Genomic DNA, 25,557 nt, shown 5'->3' with positions numbered 1-25,557 from the left:
GAAGCCGGACATCCGGCCACCACCCGCTGGCCCAGCCGGCCGCACCGCGGCCGGCATTCGGGCACTATGGAACAAGACAGACTTTGGGAAGAAGGGGACGCGATGTCAGCCGAGAAGGTCAAGCTTCTGCACCACGTGGAAGCGATCAACTGGAACCGGATCGAGGACGAGAAGGACGTTGAGGTCTGGAACCGGCTCTGCAACAACTTCTGGCTGCCCGAAAAGGTCCCGCTGTCCAATGATGTGCAGTCCTGGGGCACGTTGACCGAAGACGAAAAGCTGCTCACCATGCGCGTCTTCACCGGCCTGACCCTGCTGGACACGCTCCAGGGAACAGTCGGCGCCGTCAGCCTGATCCCGGATGCGCTGACTCCGCATGAGGAAGCCGTCTACACGAACATCGCGTTCATGGAGTCGGTGCATGCCAAGAGCTATTCGTCGATCTTCTCCACCTTGTGCTCCACCAAGGAGATCGACGAGGCGTTCCGGTGGTCCACCGAGAACGAGAACCTGCAGAAGAAGGCCCGGATCATCGAGGGCTACTACTACGGCGATGACCCGCTCAAGCGCAAGGTCGCCTCCACGCTGCTGGAGTCCTTCCTGTTCTACTCAGGCTTCTACCTGCCGATGTACTGGTCCTCACGGGCCAAGCTGACCAACACCGCGGACCTGATCCGGCTGATCATCCGCGACGAGGCGGTGCACGGTTACTACATCGGCTACAAGTTCCAGAAGGGCGTCGAGGGGGAGTCCGAGGCGCGCAAGCAGGAGCTGAAGGACTACACCTTCGAGCTGCTCTACGAGCTGTACGAGAACGAGGTGCAGTACACCCACGACCTCTACGACGCCGTCGGCCTGTCCGAGGACGTCAAGAAGTTCCTGAACTACAACGCCAACAAGGCGCTGATGAACCTGGGCTACGAGGCCATGTTCCCGTCCACCGTGACCGACGTGAACCCGGCCATCCTCTCCGCCCTGAGCCCCAACGCGGACGAGAACCACGACTTCTTCTCCGGCTCCGGCTCCTCCTACGTGATCGGCAAGGCCGTCAACACCGAAGACGAAGACTGGGACTTCTAGGTCCTCCTCCCTCCCTCTTTCTTCCATTGGGGGATCGCGGCCGTCCCAGCAAGATGGTCGCCTCCGGGTAATATGAACGGCCTATCTGAGCAACGCTCAGGTAGGCCGTTCCTTTAGCTGCCTTCGGGAACGGCCGGAAGTGACTGGGACAGGCGCGCTTGTAACCGGAACAACCATCGATTCCAACTGTGAGGGGCGGAGAATATCTTGGATCTCTTGGGCGGGATGAGCCGCGACGAACTCCGCGTCTTTTCCTGGTGTGCGGCCGCCGTCTTTGCGCTAGTGGCCGGCGCGTGGCGTCCCCGCAGGCTTCATTGGACTGTTCTTGGTTCCGTCCTCCTCTTCGCGGCCCTTAATGCGGTTGCCGGGATCTACGTCCTGAACCATTTCCGTGATTCACGCTGGTCCACAGGGGGAGAACCGCCGCTGAGCGCTCCGTCGCTTTCCGGGACGCCTGTCGTGGGGGAGTTTCTGGGCCCGCTGGACACCGCTCTTGATGGAGTCGTCGGTGGCGTGAACGAGTTCCTGGCCTTCAGGCATGCGCTTCCCGTAGCGCTCGAGTTCCTTGCCGCGTCCGGCTGGGCCCTGATGGTGGCGTTCCCGCTGGGCATCCTCGCGGCCGGCATCAGTTACTCCGTGGCCAGGCGCCGGACGGCGCAGTTCGACCAGTATCGCGTCACCGTTGATCTGCTCAAAGATGAGCTCGAGCAGATCAAGCGGCAAATATCGGCAGGGGCATCGGTCGACACGGCACGCCCTGCCGGGGACGGGGTCACTGTCGTGCGGCCTGACTAACCCGCTCCGTTGGGCTTAAGTCCGCCCGTGACCCATCATGCAACTCCGGACACGCGGCTTCCCATCTCGGTTTTGGTCAGCCTTCGACTCGTATGTCGGTTTGCAGATCACGGAGCGAGAGTCGGTCGGTCGCAGTGCGGAAGTCGGTAATCACACTATGCTGCGGATTGAACATTGCTTCCGCCGTGTACTCTGCATCGTCGATGTAAACCATCGAGAGACGAATGCCACCTTCTTGCCGTTCCACGCCCGTGATGCGCTGGTTGTCTTGGTGCCCGCCCCAGATGCGCATGCTGAGGGGATAAAAGAGCTGGATTTCATCAGGAAGCCAGTCCGGTCGTTGGAATCCGATCGTTTCGACTCTGTTGCCGGTCCTGATGACGCGGCCGTCGGAGGGATTGAACGTGATGCTGCCGCCATCGCCTTCGACGCTCCAGCTGTGCTCGCCATCGCTGATGCGGACTTTCGTGCTAACAATGTTTCCTTCGTGGTCGGTCCTGTCCACAACGCCCGACATGGGGTACCGCAGGACCGAATTGCGCACCGCTGACAACAATTCCAGCAATGCTTCGAACTCCTCGCGCCCGCTCACAACCACCTGCTCTCGACCGCAGACGCGGCACGTAAGTATTGAACCGGATAATCCCAACTTAGGCGCTGCGACCCCTTCATGCCAGACGTTGCCCTTGCTAGTTGAAAGCTGGTTCACTCTGGCTCTTTTGGTTCACTTGATCATTTTGATAAAGACGAGGGCAGAGGTGAGTCGCGTTCGATCTGTCAACGATTGGCGCCTTGGCAACCGGTGGAAGAGTTAGGTGCGGGAAAACCTTAACATGAGCATCGACATTGCTTCCGCCCCTAATGTACACCTTTGGGTGTGACGTTCTCGCCTGCCTCCTGATTTCCCATTCGCACGTGGGAGAAAAGGATGCATTTGATCTTGAGCGGTTCTAATTCACCCTCTATTCAAGAGGGTGGTGAAACTGCCCCGGAACCCATTGACACTCGGAAAACCGCAGACGTACGTTGGGCGCACTGTGCGCCTGGCTGGGGGAAGGAACGCAGGGACCGTGGTTCTCTCAACGGACCTGTCGCCATTACGGCATCCAACGGATATCCGTGCAGGACGAGCGAGCAGCCCTCCTGCCACGCCAGGAGTCTCATCATGATCATCAAGAAAACACTGCGCCTGCCCATTTTCATTGCCCTCGCGCTCGTTGCGGGGACCGCGCCGGCCGTTGCAACGCCCCAGGAGGAAGCCCCCACGCCTTGGCCGCCCGAGGACACCGGGGGGCAGTACTTGCCAGTCCCCGACGACTACTACGCTCCTATAGAGTTCGAGGCGTGCGGCACCACCGTCACCATGGAAGCCGGAGACGTCCGGGATGTTCACTACAAGTCCCGGGTGAAGCAGAACGGGTCCACGGTGCTGAAGTTCAAAGGAGATGCCACCGTGGACCTAACCCGTGCCTCGGATGGCGCCTTCATCGACGAACTCGACATTTCCGGATTGGCTTATCAATACATCTCAGCCGATGAGCTGACCGTTGTTGATCTCCTGGGAGGGCGCTCGATTGTGGCAGCAGCGAGCCCTGAAGAAGCCGAATCGATGGCCGAGGAAGGTTTGCCGGAGTTTGCCTACTACACACGGGGGTGGTTAGGTTTCTACAGCCAATTCTCTGAGGACCCCGAGATGATGGAGCCGATCGCTTCGGATATTGTGCTGAACACCACCCGGCATGTGCACGATGTGTGCGAAATGCTCGACGAGGCGGCCTGGGAGTGACGCCACCACCCGCCTCCTAAGGCTACAAAGGAGATGAGACGAGCTCAGGTTGCGCAGGACGCTGCCTTGGCGCCGACGGAGGCAAGGGCACCCAGCCCGACCGCCATTCCCTTGCAGGGACTGCAAGCCAAAACCGGCCTCTTCGAACTGACGGGTTTGGGCTTCTCAGCTCTCTTGTCGACGCCACGCCCAGCCAGAGAATCGGCCGAAAACGCGTTGATCGCGCTGCCGGGTTTGGTCCCGGCCGAGTGCACGGCCGAGATCGCGGCGGTGTAGCCGGCGGGGCCGGAGCCGATGATGATCAGCTGTTCGATGCGGATGTCGGTGCTCACGAAAGTCTCCCCTGATGCTCTAAGTCGGGTTGGTCTAATTGGTGGCCGGGATCAGGGATTCGATCAATCCCTCGATGCGGGTCTTGATCTCGTCGCGGATGGGGCGGACAGCGTCCACACCCTGCCCGGCCGGGTCCTCCAAGACCCAGTCCTCGTAGCGCTTGCAGGGGAAATAGGGGCACTCGTCGCCGCAGCCCATGGTGATCACGACGTCCGACTCCTTCACTGCCTCGGTGGTGAGGACCTTCGGGATCTCGGCGGACATGTCGATGCCGAGTTCAGCCATGGCCTCCACTGCGGCCGGGTTGACCTTGTCAGCGGGCTGGGAGCCGGCGGAGCGGACTTCGATAGCGCCCTCGGACAAGCTGGTCAGGAACGCCGCCGCCATCTGCGAACGCCCTGCGTTGTGGACGCAGACGAAGAGGACGGATGGCTTTTTGGTGGTATTGGTGCTCACGGGTTTCTCCTGCGCTAGTCTTGCCCCAGGCCGGTCAGGCGGCGCGCAAGCGTGGCGCGAGATCGCTGATGCGGGTGGAGATGTCGAGGAAGGCGTGTTCGAAAGCGTCCCTGGTGTTCACTCGGAGCGGGTCCGGAACAGACCAGTGAATTCCCTCCAGGTTCGGGAGTTCCTCGTGCGCGTTGTCGCACACAGTGACGATGAAATCGGCACTCGTTGCAACCTCAGCCAGCTGACGCGGCGTCGCGTTCCCGAGGGCGACGCCGTGGCGATGCGCGACGTCGACGGCCCCTTGGGCGACGCGGTCTGCCGGGCGCGTGCCCGCCGACGTCGCAGGGATTTCACTGACGCGCCGCCACAGGGCGGTCGCGAGCTGAGACCGTGCACTGTTGCGCGTGCAGACGAAGAGGACGCGGCGCACGCCGTGTTCACGCCGGGGCGACAGCCACTCCAGCGCCCCGGAGGTGAGTCTGATGTAGCTGCGCCGCTTATCCGCCTCCGAGCGGCGGCGGGTCGCGAGGCCGGCAGCTTCCAAGGTGCGCAGGTGGTGGGACAGCAGGTTGGAGGGGATGCCGAGCTCCGCCTGAAGCTCCGTCGGTGAGTAGTCTCCGAGCGTCAGCAGATCGACAATCCGCAGGCGGGCAGGGTCTGCGAGGGCGGCATGTTTTGCAACTCGCGCCTGAAAGTCCCCGTTTAGCTCAATAGTCATTGATTCAATTTTGACTGAGTTAATTTATTCGGTCAAGCTGGATCTCATGACTTCACAGCAGCCGCCCTTGTGGCGCCGCGCAATCGCCGAGCTGCTCGGGACGGCCCTGCTTGTTTGCATCGTCGTCGGCTCGGGCATTGCCGCGCAGCAACTGTCCCCGAACGATGTGGGACTGCAGCTGCTGCAGAACAGTACCGCCACGGTGCTGGGTCTCACGGTGCTGATCCTCATGTTCGGGCCGGTCAGCGGCGCTCACTTCAATCCCATGGTTTCGCTCGCGGACTGGCTTCTGGGCCGGCGCAGCCGCACCGGCTTGACCCTTGCGGAATTGAGTACGTATCTGGTGGCGCAGATGGTCGGCGGGATCGGCGGCAGCGTACTCGCCAACGCCATGTTTGAGGTGGGTACGACCGTCTCGACCAAGGATCGAGCCACTGAGGGAACGTTGCTGGGCGAGGTGGTTGCGACGGCCGGGCTCATTCTGCTGATCTTCTCCCTGGCTGCCACTCGAAGGGGTATCCTTGCGGCTCCCGCTGTGGGTGCGTACATTGGCGCGGCGTACTGGTTCACGTCCTCGACGTCTTTCGCCAACCCTGCGGTAACGGTCGGCCGAATCTTCAGCGACACGTTTGCCGGCATCGCTCCGAGCTCCGTCCCCGGATTCGTGCTGGCGCAGATCATCGGTGCGGCATTGGGTATCGGCCTCCTTGTGCTCCTCTTCCCTGCGGCGTCGCGCATGGCCGACGACGTTGTTGTCCCGCACCCTTCCCAGAAGGACGGATCCTGACCCTCAGAGCATGAGTTGCGCGCCCGCCGGAATCGGCCTCCGGCGAATCGTGCGTTTTGATCTCACCGAACCCTTGGACCTCGGCCAGCCCACCGTCTCCCACCACCTGAAAATCCTGGTGGATGCCGGCCTGCTAAACCGCGAAAAGCGGGGCACCTGGGCCTACTACTCGCTGGCACCCGGAGCCCTGGACAAAGCCGCGGGCTTCCTGACCGACCTCTGAGCGCCACAGTAGCGTGCCCACGGCTGGGTCAGGGGTCCGTCTGAATCGGCAGGACGATGCCGGCACCGCCGTCGACGGTGACGCGTTGTCCTGTCCGAAGCAGGAGGGTCGCGTCTCCCGTTCCGACGACAGCCGGTATGCCGAATTCCCGGGCGACCAGAGAGGCGTGAGCAGCCAGGGTGCCGCCGTCCGTGACGACCGCTGCCGCACGGGCGAAGAGGGGTGTCCACGCGGGCGCCGTCGACTTAGCGACCAGTACCTCGCCGTCGAGGAAGGTGTCGAAGTCCTCCGGCCCATGCATGACACGGACGATAGCTGTGATCCGGCCAATGCTCGCCGGTTGGCCTACGATGGCCCCTTCCGGCAGGTGAGGAGAACTTCTTGCTGCTTCCACTGCGCGGGCGATCGGATCGCCGATGAACTTGCCGGGATTGCCCAAGGTCAGCGGTGCAACGAGTTTCCGCTGCCGTTGCCAAGCGCCGCGTCGGCTGGCCACGGGCGGCCGCGCACCCGCAGACGGTCGGGTGACCTCATCCAACCTCAGGAAATGCAGGTACGATGCGTCTTCGATGATGCCGCTGGCGGCCGACAGTTCGCCGAGGCGGCGGGCGCAGCGGCGCAGCACCGGCCATCCCAGGCTTAGGTCGCGAGACTGTTCTTCCCGCAGAACCGCGTAGTGTTGGGCCACTTCAACGAGGGCATTGAATCGTGCGAGTACTTTTGGTTGATCCTGGAGTGCCTTGCGTGCTGTTGCTTCGGTCTGGGCACGCTGAACGCGAAGAGCTTTGGTCTTCCCGGTAGCCGGCAGTTGTTCAACGCTCCGGTGCTGGGGCATTGCTTCTCCGGCGGTGGGGTGGTACCAGTCCAGGGAGTAGACCGCGTGGGAAACCTGTGCTGATGCGGTCCCCGCCAGACCGCGAAGGAGCGCCTGATGTCCGGTTTCTCCTGCCGCCGTCCCGTGGAGAGGCGCGGCCAGATGCTTCTGCCAGAACCGGGCGAGTGCGGTTTCCATCTTCCAAGCAGATCCGCCGACGACGGCAAGTGACCAAAGATAGATTCCGGCCCGGTGACACACGGCATCCACGAGTTCGACAATCCCGGCTCGGGATGCTGAATCGACCTCCTGTTCAGCCTTCCGCACGAGCTCGCGGTAATCGGGCAGCAGCTGGTTGCGCCATCGCAGTTCCAGGCCATGGAGAACTGCGTGATGCGCTGCGGCAGGATTGGTGGAGACGCGGATGAGAGTGTTGAACAGGAACCAGGGTGCCCGGCCGTGGCTGTCGAAAATTGCTTGTGCTAGAAGCCTTAGCGACGGCACCGGCGGGGAGTTGTAGTACCACCCGTTGACGGAGGCATATCGGAAAGGCACCCGCACGCGGGCGTCGGCCTGCATGCCGTCAAGGTATCCGGACTCAATCCGGGGCAGGAGCCAGTCCTGGAACAGCGGCGTCATCGGTTCCGGCAGCCATTCACCGAGGCGGAAGTTTCGTGACCACAGGCCTTTGCCTGGCGCCACCCAATCGACAACCTCCGGCATGGCCGTCATCGGGCGGGCCTGCAGAAGGAACAGCACGCCCGCCGGGTCGATGGCCCATTCAATGTCCTGCGGGACTCCGGCACGGGCCGCGACATTGCGGGCCAGCTCCGCTACTTCCCGTGCCTGAACTCGAGTGAGGGTGCCGGCGTTCCGCGTACAGACGGCGTCCTGAGCCCGGACAGTCCATTGTTCCCCGACGGCGTCGCCGGCCACGAGGGATTCCCCGAGTCCTTGGACGGCAGTGATGATGGTTTCGTCTCTCTCCCCGGTGAGGGGATTGGAGGTGAATGCGACGCCGGCGGCCAGCGGCTGGACCATCTGTTGAACGAGCACCGCCATGGAAGCGGCCGCCGGTTGTGGCTGACCTGACGCTCCGCGTGCTGACTCATATGCCGCCACCCGATAGTGCGCAGCGGACGCCAGGCAGCGCCTGATTGCACCCTCGAGATCATCCCGTGCGACGTTAAGGTACGTCTCGTAAAGGCCCGCATACGAGGCGCCGGGCAGGTCCTCGGCAGGCGCGGAGGACCTGACCGCAAAGGGCCCCGGACCAATCAGGTCGGCGGCGTCCTGCAAGGCGTTGGCGATGTCGTTCCGGTCGGAGGCCTCTGAGGTAACCACGAAGCCCGGCGGAACATTGAATCCCTCCGCCGAGAGGGCATCGAGCACGGCCGCTTTGGTGCCCAGCACTGCCGGCCCCGCGCTGACTGCACCAAGCCGCGGAAACGTTTCGTTGATCCCCATCATCGGCCTTCTCCATGAGCCCCTCATCCTGGTTATTCTCGGTCTGCTTCTTCGTCGTCGCGGAGTTCTTCGAAGACCTCGAATGGCGACTCGACATCTCCCCTCCATGCCTCGATGCCTTCGCGGACGGCAAGGGCTGCAACCACGAGAGCCGCGATCGAATCTGCCCAGGTCCACCCGAACAAGGTGTTCAGAAGTAGACCAATCAGCACAGTCCCGGACAAGTAGATGCAGAGCAATAGTTGTTTGGCATCTGCCTGAACGCTCTTCGAGTTCAACTCACGCCCGGTCCGGAACTCGAACCACGCGAGCACGGGCATCACGATGAGACTCAGTGAAGCGATACCGATGCCGAGGGGGCTGTGCTCGACCTTTTCAATGCCCGAGAGAGCCAGTACTGCGTCTATGGTGACGTAGGCCGCTAAGGCGAAAAAGGCAATCCCGATTGCGCGGACAGTCACTTTCTCCCAACGTTCGGGATCTTTGCGTGTGAACTGCCAGGCGACCGCTGCCGCGGAGAGAACCTCGATGATGGAATCGAGGCCGAAGCCGATGAGCGCGGCAGACGAAGCCATGGAGCCGGCCCAGATCGCGACAATGGCTTCGATCAGGTTGTACGTGATGGTGGAAGCGACAATGAGTCGCACACGGCGGTGCAGTACTAAACGCCGCTCGGCAGAGAGCGCAGTTGGTGCTGTCATCGGGACCCCTCGCAGCACCCGGGCAGCGGGCATGCAGGGTCGGCGCAGGGTTTGTTTTCGTCCACCATCAGTGTCACTTCAACGAGGGCCCGTAGAGCGTTCGCCAGGTGGGGGTCGGCGATCTCGTACCGGGTTTGCCGACCTTCAGGTTCGGCAATGACGATGCCGCAATCACGAAGGCACGTCAGGTGATTGGAAACATTCGAACGCGTCAAGTTCAGGCTGCGCGCGAGGACGGCAGGGTAGCTTGGCCCCTTGAGCAGGGTCATGAGGATGGATGCTCGGCTTGAATCGGCCATGGCCCGCCCTAGGCGATTCATGACATCCAGCCTCGAAGTTATAGTCAGCATGGACTGACTATACAGTTGTTGCTGAACTATCGCACAACCAAAAGGGGTGCCTCTGCTCGGATGGGCAATAACTCGAAGAATCTGGTGCGGGAAATAACCTTAATTCGGGCATCGACATCGCTTCCGCCCCTAATGCTCACCTTTGGATGTGACGTTATCGCCTGCCTCCTGATATCCCATTCGCAACTGGGAGAAACGGTGCATTTCTTTTTGCACGGTTTTATACACCCTTAATGAGAGAGGGTAGTGGGACTGCGTCAGAACTCGTTGACAGTCGCAGAACCGCAGGCGTAGGTTGACCGCACTGTGCGCCTGGCTGGGGGAGGAACGCAGGGACCGTGGTTCACTCAACGGACCTGTCGCCACTACGGCATCCAACGCATCTCCCTGCAGGATGAGCGAGAAGCCTCCTGCCCGCCCAGGAGCCCCATCATGATCACCAAGAAGACACTGCGCCTGCCCATTTTCATTGCTCTTGCCCTCGCCGCGGGGACCGCGCCGGCCATTGCAACGCCCCAGGAGGAAACCCCCGCCCCTTGGCTGCCCGAGGACACTGGGGGGCACTACCTGCCCGTCCCCGACGATTACTACGCTCCAATAGAGATTGAGGTGTGCGGCACGACCGTCACCCTGGAAGCTGGAGACGTCCGGGATGTCCACTACAAGGCCTGGGTAAAAGAGAACGGGTCAACGGTGGTGAAGTTCCGGGGCGGGTCCACCGTGGACCTGACGCGCGCCTCGGACGATGCCTTCATCGATGAACTCGACGTCTCCGGTCGTATGGTTCAACATTTCTCGGCCGATCGGCTGACCGTCACGGATTCACTCAGGGGTCCCTCGATTATTTACCCCTTAAGCGACGTTGACGCCGCGGCTCTGGCCGAAGAAGGCTTCCCGGAGTTTTTCTATTATGACCGGGGGTGGCTGAGTATTCAGGCCCACCTGTCCGAGGACCCCGAAGAAGAGCCAACATCGGTGGATATCCTGCTGAACACCACGCGGCACGTGCACGATCTGTGCGAAATGCTCGACGAGGCGGCCGGGAAGTAATACGTTCTCCTCCCCGGGCCGGGGAGGAGGAACCGAGGATGGCGCCTTAGAGGGCGTCAGTCGTGCCAGCTGCGGGGACGCGAGGCGGCGCTCTTAGTCCTGTCGCTTGGCGTAGTCACTGTATCCGTGCCAATCAAGGACCACGCACTGCTCATCGCCTACGACCCAGGCATCGTGACCGGGCGGAACCGACATAAGGTCGCCGACAGCGAACTCGTTTTCCTCGCCGTCGTCCATGACGATCTTGAGTCGTCCGGACAACACATAGCCGGTATGGGCCACCTGACAGCTGTCCGTCTTAGCGATGGGTTTCACGTGCTTGGACCACTGCCAACCGGGTTCGAAAACCGCTCGCCCGACGGGGCCTGACTCGAGATTGATCAGATCCAGCTTCCCCTTACCGTCCTCGAAAGGCCGGGTTTCTTCGGGCTCGTCCAGACTCTTGCGGATCATGGGTGACATGAGGGTCTCCTTTGAACCAACCTGCCCTGCACACACAAGTGTGGCAGCACGCCGGGAACAGGGTCAACGCGTGTCGGCATGGCCAGGGGCCGTCACCAACCGCCGCGCGTCGGCGTATGTCCCTGTCGGGCGTCATCGGGCATCGCCATTTCGGCACGCAGGCCCAAGAGCCGGATGGGACGACCCCCTTCGATTCCGGCTGCGAGGTCCAGGGCCCGCGCGAGGATTTCGTTCCGGTCGAATGTCTCGGGAATCTTCCTAGCGTGGGTCTTGGTGAAGAAGGGTGCGTACCGGACCTTCAGCGTCAGCCCGACAACGGGCCGTCCCTCGGCCACAACGTCCTCAAGGACCCGCGCTGTCAGCTCCCTGACGGCGCCGTCGACCTCGGCGGGCTCAGTCAGGTCCCGCTGGAAGGTGGTCTCCCGGCTGTGCCCCCGGGCAACCCACGGGGTGTCGTCCACGACGCTGGCGCCGTCCCCGCGTCCGAGTTCCGCGTACCAGGGCCCCATCTTAGGGCCGAACTCCGGCACCAGCTCTTGGGGGTCGGACGCGGCGAGCTCGGCAACGGTGTTAATGCCGAGCTTGGCCAGCCGGCCCGACACCTTGGTGCCGACGCCCCACAGGTCCTTGGTGGGCCGGCCGCCCATGACGTCAAGCCAGTTCCCGGCGGTGAGACGAAAGACGCCGGCCGGCTTGCCGAAACCGGTGGCGACCTTGGCGCGGACCAGAGTGTCGCCGATGCCCACGCTGCAATGCAGCTGCGTTCGCTCCAGTACGGCGGCCTGCACCTGCCGGGCGTAGGCTTCCGGATTCTCTGTCTCGACGCCGACAAAGGCTTCATCCCAGCCCAGCACCTGCACGGTGGCGCCTGGCTGCGCTCGCAGCGTATTCATCACCGCTTCTGACGCCGCGAGGTACGCCTCGTGATCGACGGGGAGGATGACGGCGTCGGGCACTTTCCGTGCCGCCGTGCGCAAGGGCATTCCGGAACCGACGCCGAACGCCCGGGCTTCGTAGGATGCGGTCGACACCACAGCCCGTTCCGTGGGGTCGCCCCGGCCGCCGACAATGATCGGTTTGCCCGCAAGCTCCGGCCGTCGGAGCACTTCGACCGCAGCGATGAACTGGTCGAGATCGACGTGCAGCACCCACGGGATTCCGCTCACGCCACCAGTCTGCCCTAAACGCCCTTGGCAAGCATCGGCCTGCCACCGGTATGGCCGTCTCCTTGGCCTTCTCCCTTGTCATCGGTTACGGCGCCCCAGCAATCTTCAGCCCGCCCAAAGTCCTCGACGTCATCGTCGAATTGCGATGACGGAGGGCGGACCCTCAGCGTGCATGAATCCGCGCGAAAACGGCCCTTGGCATCCGCCGCTGACCGGAGGACGATTAAAGGACCGACACGAAGGAGGTTCGTGATGTGCTACGCCTCGAATAGGGACTCCCGCTGGGGCTTCCGCAAGGAAGCCGCGACCACGCCGGAAACCCGCCGCGAAGACAAGGACACCGGGCGCGAAACCTGGACGAAGACTGATGACTCCGAAGTGATTGCCTTCCTTGACAAGTCAACAGTGGAAGAGCCAGCCAGCGACCGAACCACGTAGCCGAAACCGTACGGGACATGTGAAGCCCCGCAGTAACTCTGCGGGGCTTCACTGCGCCTACTGGCTCGGCGATTCATCCGGGTCGAAGTCCTCCAGCGGGGCTCCCAACCGGTCGTCCGCCATGCCGCCCTCGAGCGGATCGGACAGGGTTTCGTCCACGGGACGCTCGGAGTCCGTATCGATCCCGGCGTCCACCAGTTCCGGCGGCACCGCGTCGGCGCCCTCATCCGGGATGACTGGGTCTTCACCTTGGACGTTCAGTTCGGGATCCGGCAGGTTCTGTTCGTCCTCCGGGCGGTTCTGCTCGCTCATTGCAGCCTCCTTCGATCGTGATCCACCTTGCGTTGAGATTGCCACCGTAACCCGGACGAGCCCTGAGGGAAACAGGCAGGGCAGCCGGAAAAGCGGCCGGTGCGTGCTTACCGCCCGAAGCCGGACCGCCGGCGTTGCGGAAACGGGATCAGGTCCAGGTCCCGGGCGGCAACCACCTCGGCCCCTCCTGCCCGCGCCCTGGCCTGTTCCTCGAGCGGGGCCAGGTTGGGATAGCGCGAGGAGAAATGGGTCAGCACCAGCGTGCCCACACCGCCGCCGGCGGCGAGTCCGCCGGCCTGACCGGCGGTGAGGTGGCGGTGCCGGACGGCAAGAGCCCCGTCGTCGTCGCTGAAGGTGGACTCGGCCACGAGCAGGTCGGCGCCGTCGGCCAGTTCCTCCGCCCCGGCGCAGACCGCGGTGTCCATTACGAAGGCGAAGCGCTGTCCCGGGCGGGCCACGCTGACATCCTGCAGCCGCACCCCCTTCCAGGTTTCTTCCCGCTGCAGGCGGCCCACGTCGGGGCCGGAAATCCCGGCGGCAGCCAGCCGGTCGGGCAGCAGGGTCCGGCCGTCGGGTTCGACCAGCCGGTAGCCGTAGGCCTCGATCCGGTGGTCCAGGGGTCGCACCTCGAGGCCGTCCGCGATGGCCCCGGCGCCGCCGTGCGGGTGCAGGCGCAGGTCAAGTCCCGGGGAGGCGAGTGAGACCAGGGCCCGGACCACGTCCCCGCCGGAGGCCGGGTAGTGCAGATGAACCGGATGCTCAACGCCGTCCAGGACCATGCGCGAGAGCACGCCGGGCAATCCGTAGCAGTGGTCGCCGTGCACATGCGTCAGACAGATACGCGTGATCCGGCTGGCCGAAACTCCGGCGAGGATCATTTGCCGCTGCGTTCCCTCACCCGGGTCGAACAGCACTCCCTCGCCGTCCCAGCGCAGCAGGTAGCCGTTGTGGTTGCGGCTCCGGGTAGGAACCTGCGAGGCGGTGCCCAGGACGACAAATTCGCGCATGCGGCCGAGTCTGCCATCGCGGATGCGCCGGCGGCCACCGCTGAAGCGCGCCGGCGCGGCCGGACGGGGAACCTGCGATCGGCGCATGAACGACGGCGACGCATTGCTGGCTCGCAACGGGGCTGGGAAAATGTCAGGAAAAGCCCGGTGGCCGAGCATCGGGCCCAAGTCGTACCGGAGGCGGTGTCTGACGAGTGAACAGCAGGGCAGCGGGTGACAACGGCCGGCGGCTGGAACGCGCCGCGGAGCTGCGGGCGTCACGCGAACGCGGGCCGGCCGACGCGGAGGAAGAGGAGCGGGCGGAGGCCGAAGAGGAGAAGCACCGGAAAATCCGGGAGCTGGACACCTCCCGGCGCGCGGACTACCTGATCCGGGATGCCATGGCCCGCGGGGATTTCGATGACCTGAAATACGCCGGAAAACCGATACCCAACCTGGGCAACGGGTATGACCCCGACTGGTGGCTTAAGGGGCTGATCGAGCGCGAGAACCTTACGGGGCTGGGCCCCGAAGCCCTGCTGCTGCGGACCGAGGACGCCGAGCTGGACGGACGCCTGGACCAGCAGATCTCTGACCGGCGGGTGCGCGAAATCCTGGAGGACTTCAACGCCCGGGTGGTCAACGCGCGGCGACAGTTACAGGGCGGCCCGCCGGTGATCACCAAGACCCGGGACGTGGAGTATGAACTGGAACGCTGGCGGGAACGCCGGGCGGCCAGGGCGGCCGCGGCGGCACGCGAGGAACCGGAGCCCGAGCCCAAGCGGCCATGGTGGCGCCGGATGTGGGACGTGACCGAATAGCCGGGCGCTACTTCCGCTGGGCGGCCGGTGTCCGGCGCAGGGCGGCCAGCTCCCTCTTCACCTGCCGCTTGGCGACAGGGCGAAATCCCGCCGCCACATAACGGTCGCGCACGGCGCGCTCGGAACGGAAGATTGCCCAGCCCCGCTTGAGCAGGAACGGCAGTGGCTTGCGGTGCTCCCGCAGGTCGCGCACCAGGCGGCGCACCGCCGTCGTGATGGGGGAGACCCTTATGAAGATGGGGTCAACCTCCGCCCCGAGGCCGCGCAGCCGACCGAGCACGGCGTCGGCGAAGATCCCCTCGGCAATTACCGGCCCCTCCGCGAGTTCCACGGTGCGGTGCCCGCTGTAGCTGGAGGTGGCGATGGAGTAGTTGGGGATCCGGGTGCTGCCAGTCTCCAGCAGGTCCATTATGGCGCCGGCCGCGGCGCCGCTGTTCCAGGTGTCGGCATGGTCCCAGTCGATTTCCCCGTACGGGGTGAGCGGCATGGGGGACGCGCCGGTGTGCTCGGTGATCTCCCGGTAAAACGCGTCGAGCTCCACATGCGGACGGCCGAACCGCGCTGCCAGGTAGGACTTACCGGAGCCGGAGACGCCGCCGAGCAGCACGAGCGGTGTTTGGGGAGAAGTCACATGGCTATTATTCCGTGTCCGGCACGGTGGCAAGGTCCCCGAATGCCCGGACCCGGAACGGACGGCACTTTATGGCCCCGGGCCGTAAAATGGCAGGGGCATCCGCCGCGACCGGCGGCGCGGATCAGCAAGTTCAGGAAGCAGGCGACATTTTGGAGCACTCAGCGCAGGGCCCTGGCGGGCTCGACTGGGTCCGCCAGCCGGAGTCGTTCGGCGCGGAGGCGGACCTGCAGTTTGGACTGGAACTGCTGGCCGCGGCCAAGCAGGGACGGCTCGGCGCTACCGTGCGCCTGTACCGTCCGGCACCCACGGTGGCGTTCGGGCAGCGGGACGCTCATCTGCCCGGCTTTCAGGAGGCGGCCCGCCGCTGCCGCGAACGTGGATTCGAACCGCTGGTGCGCAAGGCGGGCGGCCGCGCGGCCGCATACCACGAAGGCTGCCTGGTGCTGGACCATGTGGAGCCGCTGGCCGATGCCATTGCCGGCGCGAAAAAGCGTTTCGGCCGGTTCGGGGAGCTCATCGCCGGCGGCTTGCGGGCCACCGGGCTGGAGGCAGGCGTGGGCGAAATCCCCGGGGAGTATTGCCCGGGCGAGTTCAGCATCCACGGCGCGTACCCGGTCGAGCCCCAGCGCCGGATCAAGCTGGTGGGCACCGCGCAGCGGGTCGTCGCCGGTGCCTGGCTGTTTTCCTCCGTCGTGGTGGTCGAGGATGCGGCGCCGCTGCGCGAGGTGCTCACGGCCAGTTATGACGCACTCGGCCTGGACTGGGATCCGGCAACGGCCGGCGCGGCCGAGGACCTGCTGCCCGGCCTCGGCGTGGGCTCGGTGGAGCGGGCGCTGCGCACGGCGTACGCCGGCTACGCCGACGTGGCGGAGGGGTCTTTTGCCGACCTGCTGGCCCGCGTGCAGGTCCCGGAACCGGCCCCGTTGTAGTCGACGCCCGGCCCGCCTAGTCTGGAGGGGACTTCGAGTCCCGGCAGCGGAGGCACACCATGGACGGGCCAGCGCAGCACGGTCCGGATACCCTCGACGACGCACTGGGCCGGCCCCTGCGGGATCTGCGGATCTCCGTCACCGACCGGTGCAACTTCCGCTGCGTCTACTGCATGCCCAGGGAAGTATTCGGCCGCGACTTCGTGTTCCTGCCCAAGGACCAGCTGCTGACCTTCGACGAAATCGTCCGGGTGGCCCGGATCGCCGCCGCCGAAGGGGTGGAAAAGCTGCGGCTGACCGGCGGCGAACCGCTGCTGCGGCGGGGAATCGAGGACCTGGTCACCGGGCTGGCCGGGCTCCGCACGCCCGAAGGCCGTCCGCTGGACCTGGCGATGACGACCAACGGCTCGGCGTTGGCCCGCAAGGCCGAGGCGCTCAAGGCGGCCGGGCTGTCCCGGGTGACCGTCTCGCTGGATTCGGTTGACGACGCCACCTTCCGCGCGATGAACGACGTCGACTATCCCGTCGCCGCGGTGCTGGAGGCCATCGAGGCCGCGGCCGCGGTCGGGCTGGGCCCGGTCAAGGTCAACATGGTGGTCAAGCGCGGCCAGAACGACGGCGGCGTCCCGGCCATGGCGCGCCACTTCCACGGCACGCCCCACATCGTCCGGTTCATCGAATACATGGATGTGGGCACGACCAACGGCTGGAACCTGGCGCAGGTCGTCCCGTCGGCCGAGATCGTGCGGCGGATCGATGCCGACCTGCCGCTGGAACCGCTGGCCCCCCGGTACCCCGGCGAGACGGCCACACGCTTCAGATACCGCGACGGCGGCGGCGAAATCGGGACCATCTCCAGCGTCACGCAGGCGTTCTGCCACGGCTGCACCCGCGCCCGGCTGAGCACCGACGGGAAGCTTTTCACCTGCCTGTTCGGCACCGGCGGGACGGATCTGCGCGCCCTGCTGCGCGGCGGCGCGGACGACGGCGAACTGACGCGCGTGCTCTCCGGCGTCTGGCGGGGCCGCTCGGACCGCTACTCGGAACTGCGCAGCGCCGAGACCGCGGGCGTGGCCGCCGGAAACGGGACCGGTCGGGCGCCGCGCGAGGCGCCCCCGGCCACCGGCTGGCCAGGGCAAAGGGTCGAGATGCACTACATCGGCGGCTGATCGGACGGCCGCACCGCAGCCGCGCGTGGAACCGATGGCGCCACCGCCGGCAAGCCGGATCCGGCCCCGGACAGCACACCGCCCGCACCCGAACCGGAATACGGTCGGACGCGGGCGGTGCGGGACTGGGCCCGGACTTACTCAGTGGCCGCGGGCAATCCACTCGTCGAGCTGCGGCGCTTCGGCGCCGATGCTGGTGGAATCGCCGTGACCGGTCTTCACCATGGTCTCGGGCGGCAGCGTCAGCAGCCTGCCCTTGATCGACTCGATGATCGTTTCGAAGCTGGAATAGCTGCGGCCGGTGGCTCCCGGACCGCCGTTGAACAACGTGTCCCCGCTGAACAGCACGTTCTGCGATGCCAGGTGGAAGCAGACCGATCCGGGGGAGTGGCCCGGAGTGTGGATGGCCTGCAGCCGCGCTCCCGCGATCTCGAAGGTGTCGCCGTCCTCGATTGCGTGGTCGGGTGCGCTGTCCGGGAAGACCGCGTCCCAGAGCATCCGGTCGGCGTCGTGCAGGTAAACAGGTGCCTTCACCAGGTCCCGGAATGCACCGACGGCGCGGATGTGGTCGTCGTGACCGTGCGTGAGCAGGATGGCCTTCACGCTCCGGGAGCCGACGGCGTTGGCAATGGCCTGCGGATCATGTGCCGGATCGATGACGATGACCTCGGTGGCATCGCCGACGATCCACACATTGTTGTCCACGTCCCAGGTGCCGCCGTCCAGCGAGAACGTGCCCGAGGTGACCAGGTTTTCGATTGCGGCGCTCATGCGACCTCCACCACCGAACGCAGCACCTTGCCCTCGTGCATCTTGTCGAACGCGGCCTCAACCTCGTCGAGCTTGATCCGCTCGGTGACGAAGGCGTCCAGGTCCAGGTTGCCCTGCTTATAGTGGCTGACCAGCATCGGGAAGTCGCGGGACGGCAGGCAATCGCCGTACCAGGAGGACTTCAGCGAGCCGCCGCGACCGAACACGTCCAGCAGCGGCAGTTCGATCTTCATGTCCGGCGTCGGGACTCCCACCAGGACCACGCGCCCGGCCAGGTCGCGGGCGTAGAACGCCTGCTTGTAGGTTTCCGGACGTCCGACCGCTTCAATCACGACGTCGGCGCCGTTGCCGCCGGTGAGCGCCCGGATGGCCTCCACCGGGTCCTGTTGCTTCGAGTTGATCCCGTGCGTGGCACCCAGCGACTTGGCCAGCTCCACCTTGTTGTCATCGATGTCGACGGCGATGATCGTGGTGGCGCCGGCCAGCTTTGCGCCGGCGATGGCGGCGATGCCCACGCCGCCGCAGCCGATCACGGCCACGGATTCGCCGCGCTTGACCTCGCCGGTGTTGATCGCCGCGCCGATGCCGGCCATGACGCCGCAGCCGAGCAGTCCGACCGCCGCCGGGTCGACGTCGTCGTCCACCTTGGTGCACTGGCCGGCGGCCACCAGGGTCTTCTCGGCAAAGGCACCGATGCCCAGGGCGGGGGAGAGCTCGGTGCCGTCCTCGAGGGTCATCTTCTGGGTGGCGTTGTGCGTGTTGAAGCAGTACTGGGCTTCACCGCGCCGGCAGGCCCGGCACTCGCCGCACACTGCGCGCCAGTTCAGGATGACGCGGTCGCCGGGCTCAAGATCGGTCACGTCGGGGCCGACGGCGCTGACCACGCCGGTGGCTTCGTGGCCGAGCAGGAACGGGAAGTCGTCGTTGATCCCGCCCTGCTTGTAGTGCAGATCGGTATGGCAGACGCCGCAGGTGAGGATGTCCACCAGCGCCTCGCCCGGGCCCGGATCGGGAACCAGGATGGTTTCGATGGAGACCGGAGCATTCTTTTCCAGGGCCACTACTGCCCGAACCTTGTGAACCATGCGGGAGTGATTCCTTCCTAGCGAAGTCTGGCGAGGCCGTCGTCGGCCGTCCTGCCCCATCCTAGGAACAAAACAGGGGCGCCACAATTTCCAAAACGATTGTTATGGAAACTGCGGCGCCCCATGGCCCGCGGTCCGGATTCCGCCGGTGGAGCCTGCCGCTGCTAGACGCCCAGGCGTTCCTTGACCAGGGAGAGCGGCGGGTTCGTGGCGCTGCTGCCATCCGGGAAGAGCAGGGTGGGAACCGTCTGGTTTCCGTCGTTGAGCTTCTCGACGAGCTCCGCGGTGCCGGGGACCTCTTCGATATTAATCTCGGTGTAGCCGATGCCCTGCGCATCGAACTGGGTCTTCAGGCGGCGGCAGTACCCGCACCAGGTGGTGGAGAACATGGTGACGGTTCCGGCAGCAGGTGTGTAATCCAAGATGGCTCCTTCTGGTCTGAAAGCTTGTGTACATGTCAACGTCTCACCGGGCGCGGTCATTCCCGGCGCCGGCCGCGGCGGCTGCCGGGCGGGGAGTACCGCCGGGGTGCGAGGCCGTTTAAGGGCCGCGCGCCGGGCTTCCGCCGCGCGGCTGGACCATAATGGAGGCATGTGCGGCAGATACGTCATGGCCCGGAGCACCGGCGACCTCGTGGCTTCCTTCGACGTCGATGAGTCCTATGTCGAAGAGATCCAGCCTTCCTACAACGTGGCTCCGACCGACGAGGTCCCCTTGATCATCGACCGCAAGCAGGCCGACGGCGAGGGAGTGTCCAGGAAACTCATCCTGGCCCGGTGGGGCCTCGTGCCGCCGTGGGCCAAGGACCCCCGCTCCGGCGCCCGCCTGATCAACGCGCGGATGGAGACCGTGACGGAGAAACCCTCGTTCCGCAAGGCGGCGGCCAGGAAGCGCGGATTGCTTGTTGCCGACGGGTATTTCGAATGGCAGAAAACCGAGGACGGCAAGATCCCGACCTACCTGCACGGCGAAGGCGACGAGGCGCTGGCTTTCGCGGCTTTGTTCGAGAACTGGCCCGACCCGGCCCTGCCCGAAGACCACCCGGAGAAGTGGCTGCGCACCTGCACCATCATCACCACCCAGGCGGCCGATGCGCTCGGGCATATCCATGACCGGACGCCGCTGATCGTTCCGCCCGGCCTCTATGCGGACTGGCTGGATCCGGAAACAACATCCGAGGCCGACGTGCGGCAGCTGCTGGAGGCCATGCCCGAACCGCATCTTGTCCCGCGGCGGGTCAGTTCGAAGGTCAACAACGTGCGCAACAACGGGCCCGATCTCATCGACGAAGCAGCATGAGCGCCGCCGGGCGCCCCGGAATCGGGGATCGTTCCCTGAGCGGCATCCCTGCAGCCATTGTGCGCCGGCCCCGGCTGCCGGAAGCTGGGATGGAGTAACCGCGCCCGCGCCGCCACGGCGGGAACCAGGGGAGGAAGCCAATGTCCGGACGGTACGTGGCCAGTTCGACGGCGACCATTGCGGCGCCGCCGGACCGTGTCTGGTCCGTGATCACGGACCCCGAGGCCATCAGGGGATTCATGTTCGGCACCGAGGTGCAGACCGATTGGAGCGTTGGCGGGCCTATCCGATGGCGGGGCGAGTGGGAGGGCGAGGCGTACGAGGACAAGGGCCAGGTGCTGGAGTTCGAACCCGGACGGCGGCTGGTCGTCACGCATTTCAGCCCGCTGTCCGGCCGGGAGGACGTGCCCGAGAACTACCACCGTCTCGTCTGGACGCTGGAGGCAGTTCCGGGCGGCACGGAGTTCACGCTGTCGCAGGACAACAACGAGACGGCCGAGGCGGCGGAACACTCCAAGCTGATGTGGGACAAGCTGGTCCACGACGTGAAGTACCTCGCCGAGCACGACGGCTAGGCTCCTTGGCCGCCGCACGGCGCGCGCCTGGCCGTCCTGCTGCAGTAGGCAGTGCTGCTGCGCTTGGCCGCCGTGCGGCTGCGCGCTGAGCCGCCGTTGGCGGGCGGCCCGATTTTGTCAGTGCCCGAACCTACGCTTGATCTTGGATTCGAATACATATTCGAATAGAATAAGAGGGTCAAGTTCTTCGGTGGGCGTGTTGGCAGGGGCGCTCGCCGGGGATTATGACCCGTTGTCCAGATGAAAGGCGACTGGGACATGGGTGTTTTCAGCGAAGCAGTTGACGTTGTGTGTTCCCCTGCCGGACAGCCGCTCCGGCTGCGCTGGCAGGGCAGGAGCTACCGCATCGTCGCGGAACCGGTGCGTTGGTACGAACGCCGCAAATGGTGGGCGGAGGAACTGCGTGCGGAACGGGGCCGGGGCGCGGGACTGGTGGACCATGAGATCTGGCGGGTGCAGGCGCGGCTGAATGGCCGGTCGCAGATCCGCACCCTGGACCTATCCCATCAGGTGGATACCGGACGCTGGCGCCTGATCCGCGTCCATGATGCCGTCCGGGAGTTGAGCGCCTGACCGCGCTACGGTTCCCGCCGGCCTTTCTGTCAGCCCCCGGTTCGCCTCGGCAGTCCGCCGGATGCCGATCCCGAGACCCGACCGTTGTTTGGAATGTCCATGAGCTTTACCCACCTGCACGTATCCACGGCGTACAGTGCCCACTACGGTGTCTCCTGGCCGGAGGAACTGGCCGCAGCGGCCGCTTCCTTCGGTGCCGACGCCTTGGCCTGCACCGACCGGGACGGTCTCTACGGCACGGTCAAGCACCTGAAGGCATGCCTGGCGACGGGGATGGATCCGATAGTCGGCGTGGACCTGGCCGTCCAAGACGGCGGCGGTCGGGACACCGGCCGCGTTGTGGTGCTGGCCCATGGCGGGAACCAGGGCAGCGGTTACCATGCGCTCTGCCGCCTGGTCTCGGAAGCCCACGCCGGCACGGCTGCCCGCGGGCGTTCCGCCAGCCGCCGGACGCCCGGCGTGACGGTGGATCAACTCGCCCGGCATGCGGGCATTCCGGACGGCGGACCGGCCCTGACGGTGCTGGTGGGTCCTTTTTCCGACGTCGGACAGGCGCTGCGCCGCCGTAGCTACGCCGAAGCCCGCCGGCTGGCCGGACGCTGGCGCAGCGGACTGCCGGCCGGGGCGCTCGCAGTGGAAATTGTCTCCCACCTGAGTGCCCCGGGGGAGAATCTCAGTACCGCCCACGCGGTGCGGATGCTTAACCTGGCCGGGGAGTTGAATCTTCCCGCAGTGCTGACCAACGCCGTGCGCTACTGCGAAGAGGACGGCGCCGCCACTGCAGATGTGCTGGACTCGGCGAGGGCGCTGACAGCCTTGTCCAAGCTGCCGGATCTGCAGCCGAGCGCCCAGGGCTGGTTGAAATCCCCCGACCGGATGCAGGCCCTGGCGCGGGAAATCGTGCAGGCAGCCGGCGGCGGAAGCAAGGACGTCATCCGCCTGCTGGCCACGACGGAAGCGGTGGCCGACCGGTGCCGCATGGATCCTTACCGGGACATGGGGTTCAAGCGCCCGGTGGTCCCCGAAGCCTCCGTCATCGGGATCGACGGGGATCCCGTGGCCGAGCTGGTCCAGCGCTGCGAAACCGGCATCGCCGAACGGTTTGGCGGAATGTCCGGACGGGCGGAGAAGGAACTGCGGGACCGGCTGGCCCATGAGCTGGGCATCATCTCGCGGCTGGGCTTCGCCTCCTACTTCCTGACGGTGGCCGAAGTGTCGCGCATGATCACCGGGATGGGCGTGCGCGCCGCGGCCCGGGGATCGGGTGCCTCGAGCCTGGTGAACTATCTGCTCTACATCAGCCACGTGAACCCCCTGGACCACGGGCTGATCTTCGAGCGCTTCCTCTCCCAGGACCGTTCCACCCTGCCGGACATCGACATCGATGTGGAAAGTGCAGAGCGGCACAACGTCTACCAAAAAATCTTCGACCGTTTCGGCAGCCAGCGGGTCACCCTGATGAGCATGCAGAACGGTTACCGTGCCCGCGGGGCGGTCCGCGACGCCGGCTTGGCGCTGGGCCTGCCGGAGGAGGAGATTTCGGGCATCGCCAAACAGCTCTGGCGGTTCTCCGCGCGCCAGTTCCGTGAGGCGATGGCGGAGAAGCCGGAGCTGCGCGCGTTTTCCGCCCAGGTGGAGCAGGACCAGCAACTGGACCTGCTGGTGGATTTGACCGAACGGCTGGACCGGCTGCCCCGGCATATCTCCATGCACCCCTGCGGCGTGATCCTGGGCGACAGCTCGCTGTTGGACCGCACCCCTACCCAGCCAAGCGGGCTGGGTCTGCCGATGAGCCAGTTCGACAAACACGACATGGACCCGATGGGCATGCTCAAGCTGGACGTGCTGGGCGTGCGGATGCAGAGTTCCATCGCCTACGCGCTCAAGGAAATAGCCCGCATACATCCGGGCAAGGACGCCGTGACGGCAGCCGGCCGGCATCCGGTGGGCGAGGACGGAACCGGGCCCGACTACATTGCCGCGGACGGGACCATCAACCTGGAACAGGTCCCGCTGGACGACGAGCCGACCTATGAGCTGATCCGCAGCACCCACACCCTGGGATGCTTCCAGATTGAATCGCCGGGCCAGCGCGAGCTGGTGGGCAAGATGGCCCCGCGGGACTTCAACGACCTGATTATCGACATTTCGCTGTTCCGTCCGGGGCCGATGCAATCGGATATGGTCCGGCCGTTCCTGGAACACCGCCATGGCTGGGCGCCGGAGCGCTTCCCGCACCCGGATTTGATTCCGGTCCTCAAGGAAACCCACGGCGTCACGATCTTCCACGAACAGGTCCTGCGGACCTTCGACGTCTTCACCGGTTGCGGACTGGCCAAGGCGGACGAATTCCGCCGGCTGCTGGGCAACGAGGAAGCCGAACCCGCGGTGGAGGAATACTTCCGCAACGCCTCGCTGGACCGGGGGTATCCGCCGGAGGTGGTCGACACGGTGTGGGGCACGCTGAAGTCCTTCGGCAGCTTTGGCTTCTGCAAAGCCCACGGGGCCGCCTTCGCGGTGCCCACCTACCAGACGGCCTGGCTGAAGGCCCACCACCCCGAGGCGTTCCTGGCCGGGCTGTGGCAGCACGATCCGGGAATGTACCCGCTGCGCCTGCTGGTGGCCGAAGCGCGGCGGCTGGGCATCCCGATCCTGCCGCTGGACATCAACCGCAGCACCGACCGCTACCAGGTGGAACGCGTTCCCTCCGGCAGCGGCGAAAAGCTGGGGATCCGGCTGAGCCTGACCGGCATCTACGGGCTCTCGGCGGCCGAGCTCAAACGCATCGTCGTCGGCCAGCCGTACGAATCGCTGGCCGACCTGCGCGCGCGGGCCAAGGTCGGCAAACCCGCGCTCAAACGCCTGGCCCAGCTGGGCGCCTTCGACGAGCTGAACCGCCGGACCGGCCAGCGCGGCGGCCGGGCGGCCAGCCGGACGGATTTGGTCTACCATCTGGACCAGCCGGACAGCCGCCCGGTTCCCCAGCGCTACCAGCCCACCGAGGGCCAGCTGTCCCTGCCGCTGGGGGACTTGGAGCTGCGCCATCTGGTCCCGGTCTTCCCGGAACCGACCACGGTGGACAAGGTGCGCACCGAACTGGACCTGCTCTCGATCGACGCCAGCTCCCACCTGATGGAGAGCTACGCTCCGCTGCTGGCCCAACTCGGAGTCACCCAGGCCAAGGACCTGCTGCAGATGCGCAACGGGAGCGAAGTAATGGTGGCCGGCATCCGTGTGGCCACCCAGACACCGCCCATGCGCGGCGGACGTCGGGTGGTTTTCATCAGCGTGGACGACGGCACCGGCTGCGTGGACGCCACCTTCTTCCAGGAAGCCCAGGAACGCTCCGGCCCGTTGCTGTTCGGCACCGAGATGCTGCTCATCCGCGGCCTCACCCGGCGGACCGGCCCCAGGGGAATCGGGCTGCAGGCGCTGGAGGCGTGGGACCTTTCGGACACCGCCAGCCTGCCGCTGCCGGGGCACCCTGTTCCTTCCGGGGCCGCGGCAGGACGGGGGCCGGCAACACCGGAGGCCGGACGAGGGCCGGCAACACCGGCGGCCGGCAGGGACGCCGCCCGCCAGGAAAAGCCTGGCACTGGCGAACTTGCCCGCCGCATGGCCGCAGAAGGACTGGATCACCGCGTTCCGGCCGGGTCCTGGCTGGCCGGTAGCCACGGGAACCGGGCAGGATGATGCGCGGCCAGAGGCGGCTCGCCGGCCCCAGCGGGCGCGTAGCCCCGCCGCGGCGGTGTTGGTCGGGCTTCGCGTCAGCGGATACGATCGTAG

General features: G+C 65.6%; 28 protein-coding genes and 1 pseudogene. 14 read left to right on the top strand and 15 right to left on the bottom strand.

The window, feature by feature from the left end:
• The first annotated feature begins 102 nt into the window (after positions 1-102).
• Both nrdF and AC5RVG_RS12670 read left to right on the top strand, forming a co-directional pair.
• Positions 103-1,080, top strand: coding sequence for a class 1b ribonucleoside-diphosphate reductase subunit beta (gene nrdF, locus AC5RVG_RS12675; RefSeq protein ID WP_493999860.1), 978 nt, complete (start codon positions 103-105; stop codon positions 1,078-1,080).
• A gap of 225 nt (positions 1,081-1,305) precedes the next feature.
• Positions 1,306-1,875, top strand: coding sequence for a hypothetical protein (locus tag AC5RVG_RS12670; protein ID WP_494014089.1), 570 nt, complete (start codon positions 1,306-1,308; stop codon positions 1,873-1,875).
• Between the two features lie 76 nt (positions 1,876-1,951).
• On the opposite strand, the gene AC5RVG_RS12665 is transcribed toward AC5RVG_RS12670, so the two are convergent.
• Positions 1,952-2,584, bottom strand: a complete 633-nt coding sequence (locus AC5RVG_RS12665) for a hypothetical protein (RefSeq protein ID WP_494014088.1) — start codon at positions 2,582-2,584, stop codon at positions 1,952-1,954.
• Positions 2,585-3,040: 456 nt separating this feature from the next.
• Here AC5RVG_RS12665 and AC5RVG_RS12660 point away from each other — a divergent pair, with 456 nt between their 5' ends.
• Positions 3,041-3,661, top strand: coding sequence for a hypothetical protein (locus AC5RVG_RS12660; RefSeq protein ID WP_494014087.1), 621 nt, complete (start codon positions 3,041-3,043; stop codon positions 3,659-3,661).
• Positions 3,662-3,705: 44 nt separating this feature from the next.
• Here the strand turns inward: AC5RVG_RS12660 and AC5RVG_RS12655 are convergent, their stop codons facing one another.
• From AC5RVG_RS12655 to AC5RVG_RS12645, 3 genes are read right to left on the bottom strand one after another with little or no spacing between them, the layout of a single operon-like run.
• Positions 3,706-3,993, bottom strand: coding sequence for a hypothetical protein (locus tag AC5RVG_RS12655; protein ID WP_494014086.1), 288 nt, complete (start codon positions 3,991-3,993; stop codon positions 3,706-3,708).
• 34 nt (positions 3,994-4,027) lie between these two features.
• The gene (locus AC5RVG_RS12650) at positions 4,028-4,450 is read right to left on the bottom strand and encodes an arsenate reductase ArsC (protein ID WP_494014085.1); all 423 of its coding nucleotides are present in this window, start codon (positions 4,448-4,450) and stop codon (positions 4,028-4,030) included.
• 34 nt (positions 4,451-4,484) lie between these two features.
• Entirely contained in the window at positions 4,485-5,159 is a 675-nt protein-coding gene (locus tag AC5RVG_RS12645; RefSeq protein ID WP_494014084.1) for an arsenate reductase/protein-tyrosine-phosphatase family protein, read from the bottom strand.
• 46 nt (positions 5,160-5,205) lie between these two features.
• Here AC5RVG_RS12645 and AC5RVG_RS12640 point away from each other — a divergent pair, with 46 nt between their 5' ends.
• Positions 5,206-5,946 (top strand): aquaporin, encoded by a 741-nt coding sequence (locus tag AC5RVG_RS12640; protein ID WP_494014083.1) that lies wholly within the window; start codon positions 5,206-5,208, stop codon positions 5,944-5,946.
• A 38-nt stretch (positions 5,947-5,984) separates the two neighbouring features.
• Positions 5,985-6,169, top strand: a pseudogene (locus tag AC5RVG_RS12635) (ArsR/SmtB family transcription factor); the annotation flags it as partial.
• Between the two features lie 28 nt (positions 6,170-6,197).
• Here the strand turns inward: AC5RVG_RS12635 and AC5RVG_RS12630 are convergent.
• Genes AC5RVG_RS12630 through cmtR form a run of 3 tightly spaced genes read right to left on the bottom strand, consistent with a single transcriptional unit; the run spans position 6,198 to position 9,501 of the window.
• On the bottom strand, positions 6,198-8,453 hold the full coding sequence (locus AC5RVG_RS12630; RefSeq protein ID WP_494014082.1) for a PEP/pyruvate-binding domain-containing protein: 2,256 nt from the start codon (positions 8,451-8,453) through the stop codon (positions 6,198-6,200).
• Positions 8,454-8,482: 29 nt separating this feature from the next.
• Complete coding sequence (locus AC5RVG_RS12625; RefSeq protein ID WP_493999854.1) at positions 8,483-9,151, bottom strand: cation efflux transmembrane domain-containing protein; 669 nt, start codon at positions 9,149-9,151, stop codon at positions 8,483-8,485.
• The gene (cmtR, locus tag AC5RVG_RS12620) at positions 9,148-9,501 is read right to left on the bottom strand and encodes a Cd(II)/Pb(II)-sensing metalloregulatory transcriptional regulator CmtR (RefSeq protein ID WP_493999853.1); all 354 of its coding nucleotides are present in this window, start codon (positions 9,499-9,501) and stop codon (positions 9,148-9,150) included. The genes AC5RVG_RS12625 and cmtR overlap by 4 nt, the downstream gene beginning before the upstream one ends.
• A gap of 432 nt (positions 9,502-9,933) precedes the next feature.
• On the opposite strand from cmtR, the gene AC5RVG_RS12615 reads away from it, so the two are divergent.
• On the top strand, positions 9,934-10,551 hold the full coding sequence (locus tag AC5RVG_RS12615; protein WP_494014081.1) for a hypothetical protein: 618 nt from the start codon (positions 9,934-9,936) through the stop codon (positions 10,549-10,551).
• 93 nt (positions 10,552-10,644) lie between these two features.
• Here AC5RVG_RS12615 and AC5RVG_RS12610 read toward each other — a convergent pair whose 3' ends face one another.
• Positions 10,645-11,013, bottom strand: coding sequence for a cupin domain-containing protein (locus AC5RVG_RS12610; protein ID WP_493999851.1), 369 nt, complete (start codon positions 11,011-11,013; stop codon positions 10,645-10,647).
• Positions 11,014-11,105: 92 nt separating this feature from the next.
• Entirely contained in the window at positions 11,106-12,179 is a 1,074-nt protein-coding gene (locus AC5RVG_RS12605; protein ID WP_493999850.1) for a DNA polymerase IV, read from the bottom strand.
• Between the two features lie 249 nt (positions 12,180-12,428).
• Here AC5RVG_RS12605 and AC5RVG_RS12600 point away from each other — a divergent pair, with 249 nt between their 5' ends.
• Entirely contained in the window at positions 12,429-12,617 is a 189-nt protein-coding gene (locus AC5RVG_RS12600) for a hypothetical protein (protein ID WP_494014080.1), read from the top strand.
• 57 nt (positions 12,618-12,674) lie between these two features.
• On the opposite strand, the gene AC5RVG_RS12595 is transcribed toward AC5RVG_RS12600, so the two are convergent.
• Both AC5RVG_RS12595 and AC5RVG_RS12590 read right to left on the bottom strand, forming a co-directional pair.
• Positions 12,675-12,929, bottom strand: coding sequence for a hypothetical protein (locus AC5RVG_RS12595; RefSeq protein ID WP_493999848.1), 255 nt, complete (start codon positions 12,927-12,929; stop codon positions 12,675-12,677).
• Between the two features lie 107 nt (positions 12,930-13,036).
• Positions 13,037-13,936 (bottom strand): ribonuclease Z, encoded by a 900-nt coding sequence (locus AC5RVG_RS12590; protein WP_493999847.1) that lies wholly within the window; start codon positions 13,934-13,936, stop codon positions 13,037-13,039.
• 194 nt (positions 13,937-14,130) lie between these two features.
• Here AC5RVG_RS12590 and AC5RVG_RS12585 point away from each other — a divergent pair, with 194 nt between their 5' ends.
• A complete protein-coding gene (locus AC5RVG_RS12585) occupies positions 14,131-14,736 on the top strand; it encodes a DnaJ family domain-containing protein (protein WP_493999846.1) in 606 nt (201 codons plus the stop codon).
• Between the two features lie 7 nt (positions 14,737-14,743).
• On the opposite strand, the gene AC5RVG_RS12580 is transcribed toward AC5RVG_RS12585, so the two are convergent.
• On the bottom strand, positions 14,744-15,367 hold the full coding sequence (locus AC5RVG_RS12580) for a uridine kinase family protein (protein WP_494014079.1): 624 nt from the start codon (positions 15,365-15,367) through the stop codon (positions 14,744-14,746).
• Between the two features lie 152 nt (positions 15,368-15,519).
• Here AC5RVG_RS12580 and AC5RVG_RS12575 point away from each other — a divergent pair, with 152 nt between their 5' ends.
• Complete coding sequence (locus tag AC5RVG_RS12575) at positions 15,520-16,299, top strand: lipoate--protein ligase family protein (RefSeq protein ID WP_494014136.1); 780 nt, start codon at positions 15,520-15,522, stop codon at positions 16,297-16,299.
• Positions 16,300-16,358: 59 nt separating this feature from the next.
• A complete protein-coding gene (gene moaA, locus AC5RVG_RS12570; RefSeq protein ID WP_493999843.1) occupies positions 16,359-17,468 on the top strand; it encodes a GTP 3',8-cyclase MoaA in 1,110 nt (369 codons plus the stop codon).
• A 141-nt stretch (positions 17,469-17,609) separates the two neighbouring features.
• Here moaA and AC5RVG_RS12565 read toward each other — a convergent pair whose 3' ends face one another.
• The 3 genes from AC5RVG_RS12565 to AC5RVG_RS12555 all read right to left on the bottom strand — a co-directional run bounded on the left by AC5RVG_RS12565 (position 17,610) and on the right by AC5RVG_RS12555 (position 19,746).
• Positions 17,610-18,239, bottom strand: a complete 630-nt coding sequence (locus AC5RVG_RS12565; protein ID WP_494014078.1) for an MBL fold metallo-hydrolase — start codon at positions 18,237-18,239, stop codon at positions 17,610-17,612.
• Positions 18,236-19,324, bottom strand: a complete 1,089-nt coding sequence (locus tag AC5RVG_RS12560; protein WP_493999841.1) for an S-(hydroxymethyl)mycothiol dehydrogenase — start codon at positions 19,322-19,324, stop codon at positions 18,236-18,238. The genes AC5RVG_RS12565 and AC5RVG_RS12560 overlap by 4 nt, the downstream gene beginning before the upstream one ends.
• 164 nt (positions 19,325-19,488) lie before the next feature.
• On the bottom strand, positions 19,489-19,746 hold the full coding sequence (locus tag AC5RVG_RS12555; RefSeq protein ID WP_127512700.1) for a glutaredoxin domain-containing protein: 258 nt from the start codon (positions 19,744-19,746) through the stop codon (positions 19,489-19,491).
• Between the two features lie 169 nt (positions 19,747-19,915).
• Here AC5RVG_RS12555 and AC5RVG_RS12550 point away from each other — a divergent pair, with 169 nt between their 5' ends.
• The 4 genes from AC5RVG_RS12550 (at position 19,916) to AC5RVG_RS12535 (ending at position 25,464) form a co-directional block, all read left to right on the top strand.
• On the top strand, positions 19,916-20,623 hold the full coding sequence (locus AC5RVG_RS12550) for an SOS response-associated peptidase (protein WP_494014077.1): 708 nt from the start codon (positions 19,916-19,918) through the stop codon (positions 20,621-20,623).
• A gap of 140 nt (positions 20,624-20,763) precedes the next feature.
• Positions 20,764-21,198, top strand: coding sequence for an SRPBCC domain-containing protein (locus AC5RVG_RS12545; protein ID WP_494014076.1), 435 nt, complete (start codon positions 20,764-20,766; stop codon positions 21,196-21,198).
• A 258-nt stretch (positions 21,199-21,456) separates the two neighbouring features.
• Positions 21,457-21,771, top strand: coding sequence for a DUF6504 family protein (locus AC5RVG_RS12540; protein ID WP_493977563.1), 315 nt, complete (start codon positions 21,457-21,459; stop codon positions 21,769-21,771).
• Between the two features lie 99 nt (positions 21,772-21,870).
• Positions 21,871-25,464, top strand: coding sequence for a DNA polymerase III subunit alpha (locus AC5RVG_RS12535; protein WP_494014075.1), 3,594 nt, complete (start codon positions 21,871-21,873; stop codon positions 25,462-25,464).
• The last annotated feature ends 93 nt before the right edge of the window (positions 25,465-25,557 follow it).

This window comes from Arthrobacter senegalensis, from assembly GCF_059091765.1.
The sequence above is the reverse complement of the archived record's forward strand: the minus strand, read 5'-3'. Positions and strand labels throughout refer to the sequence as shown.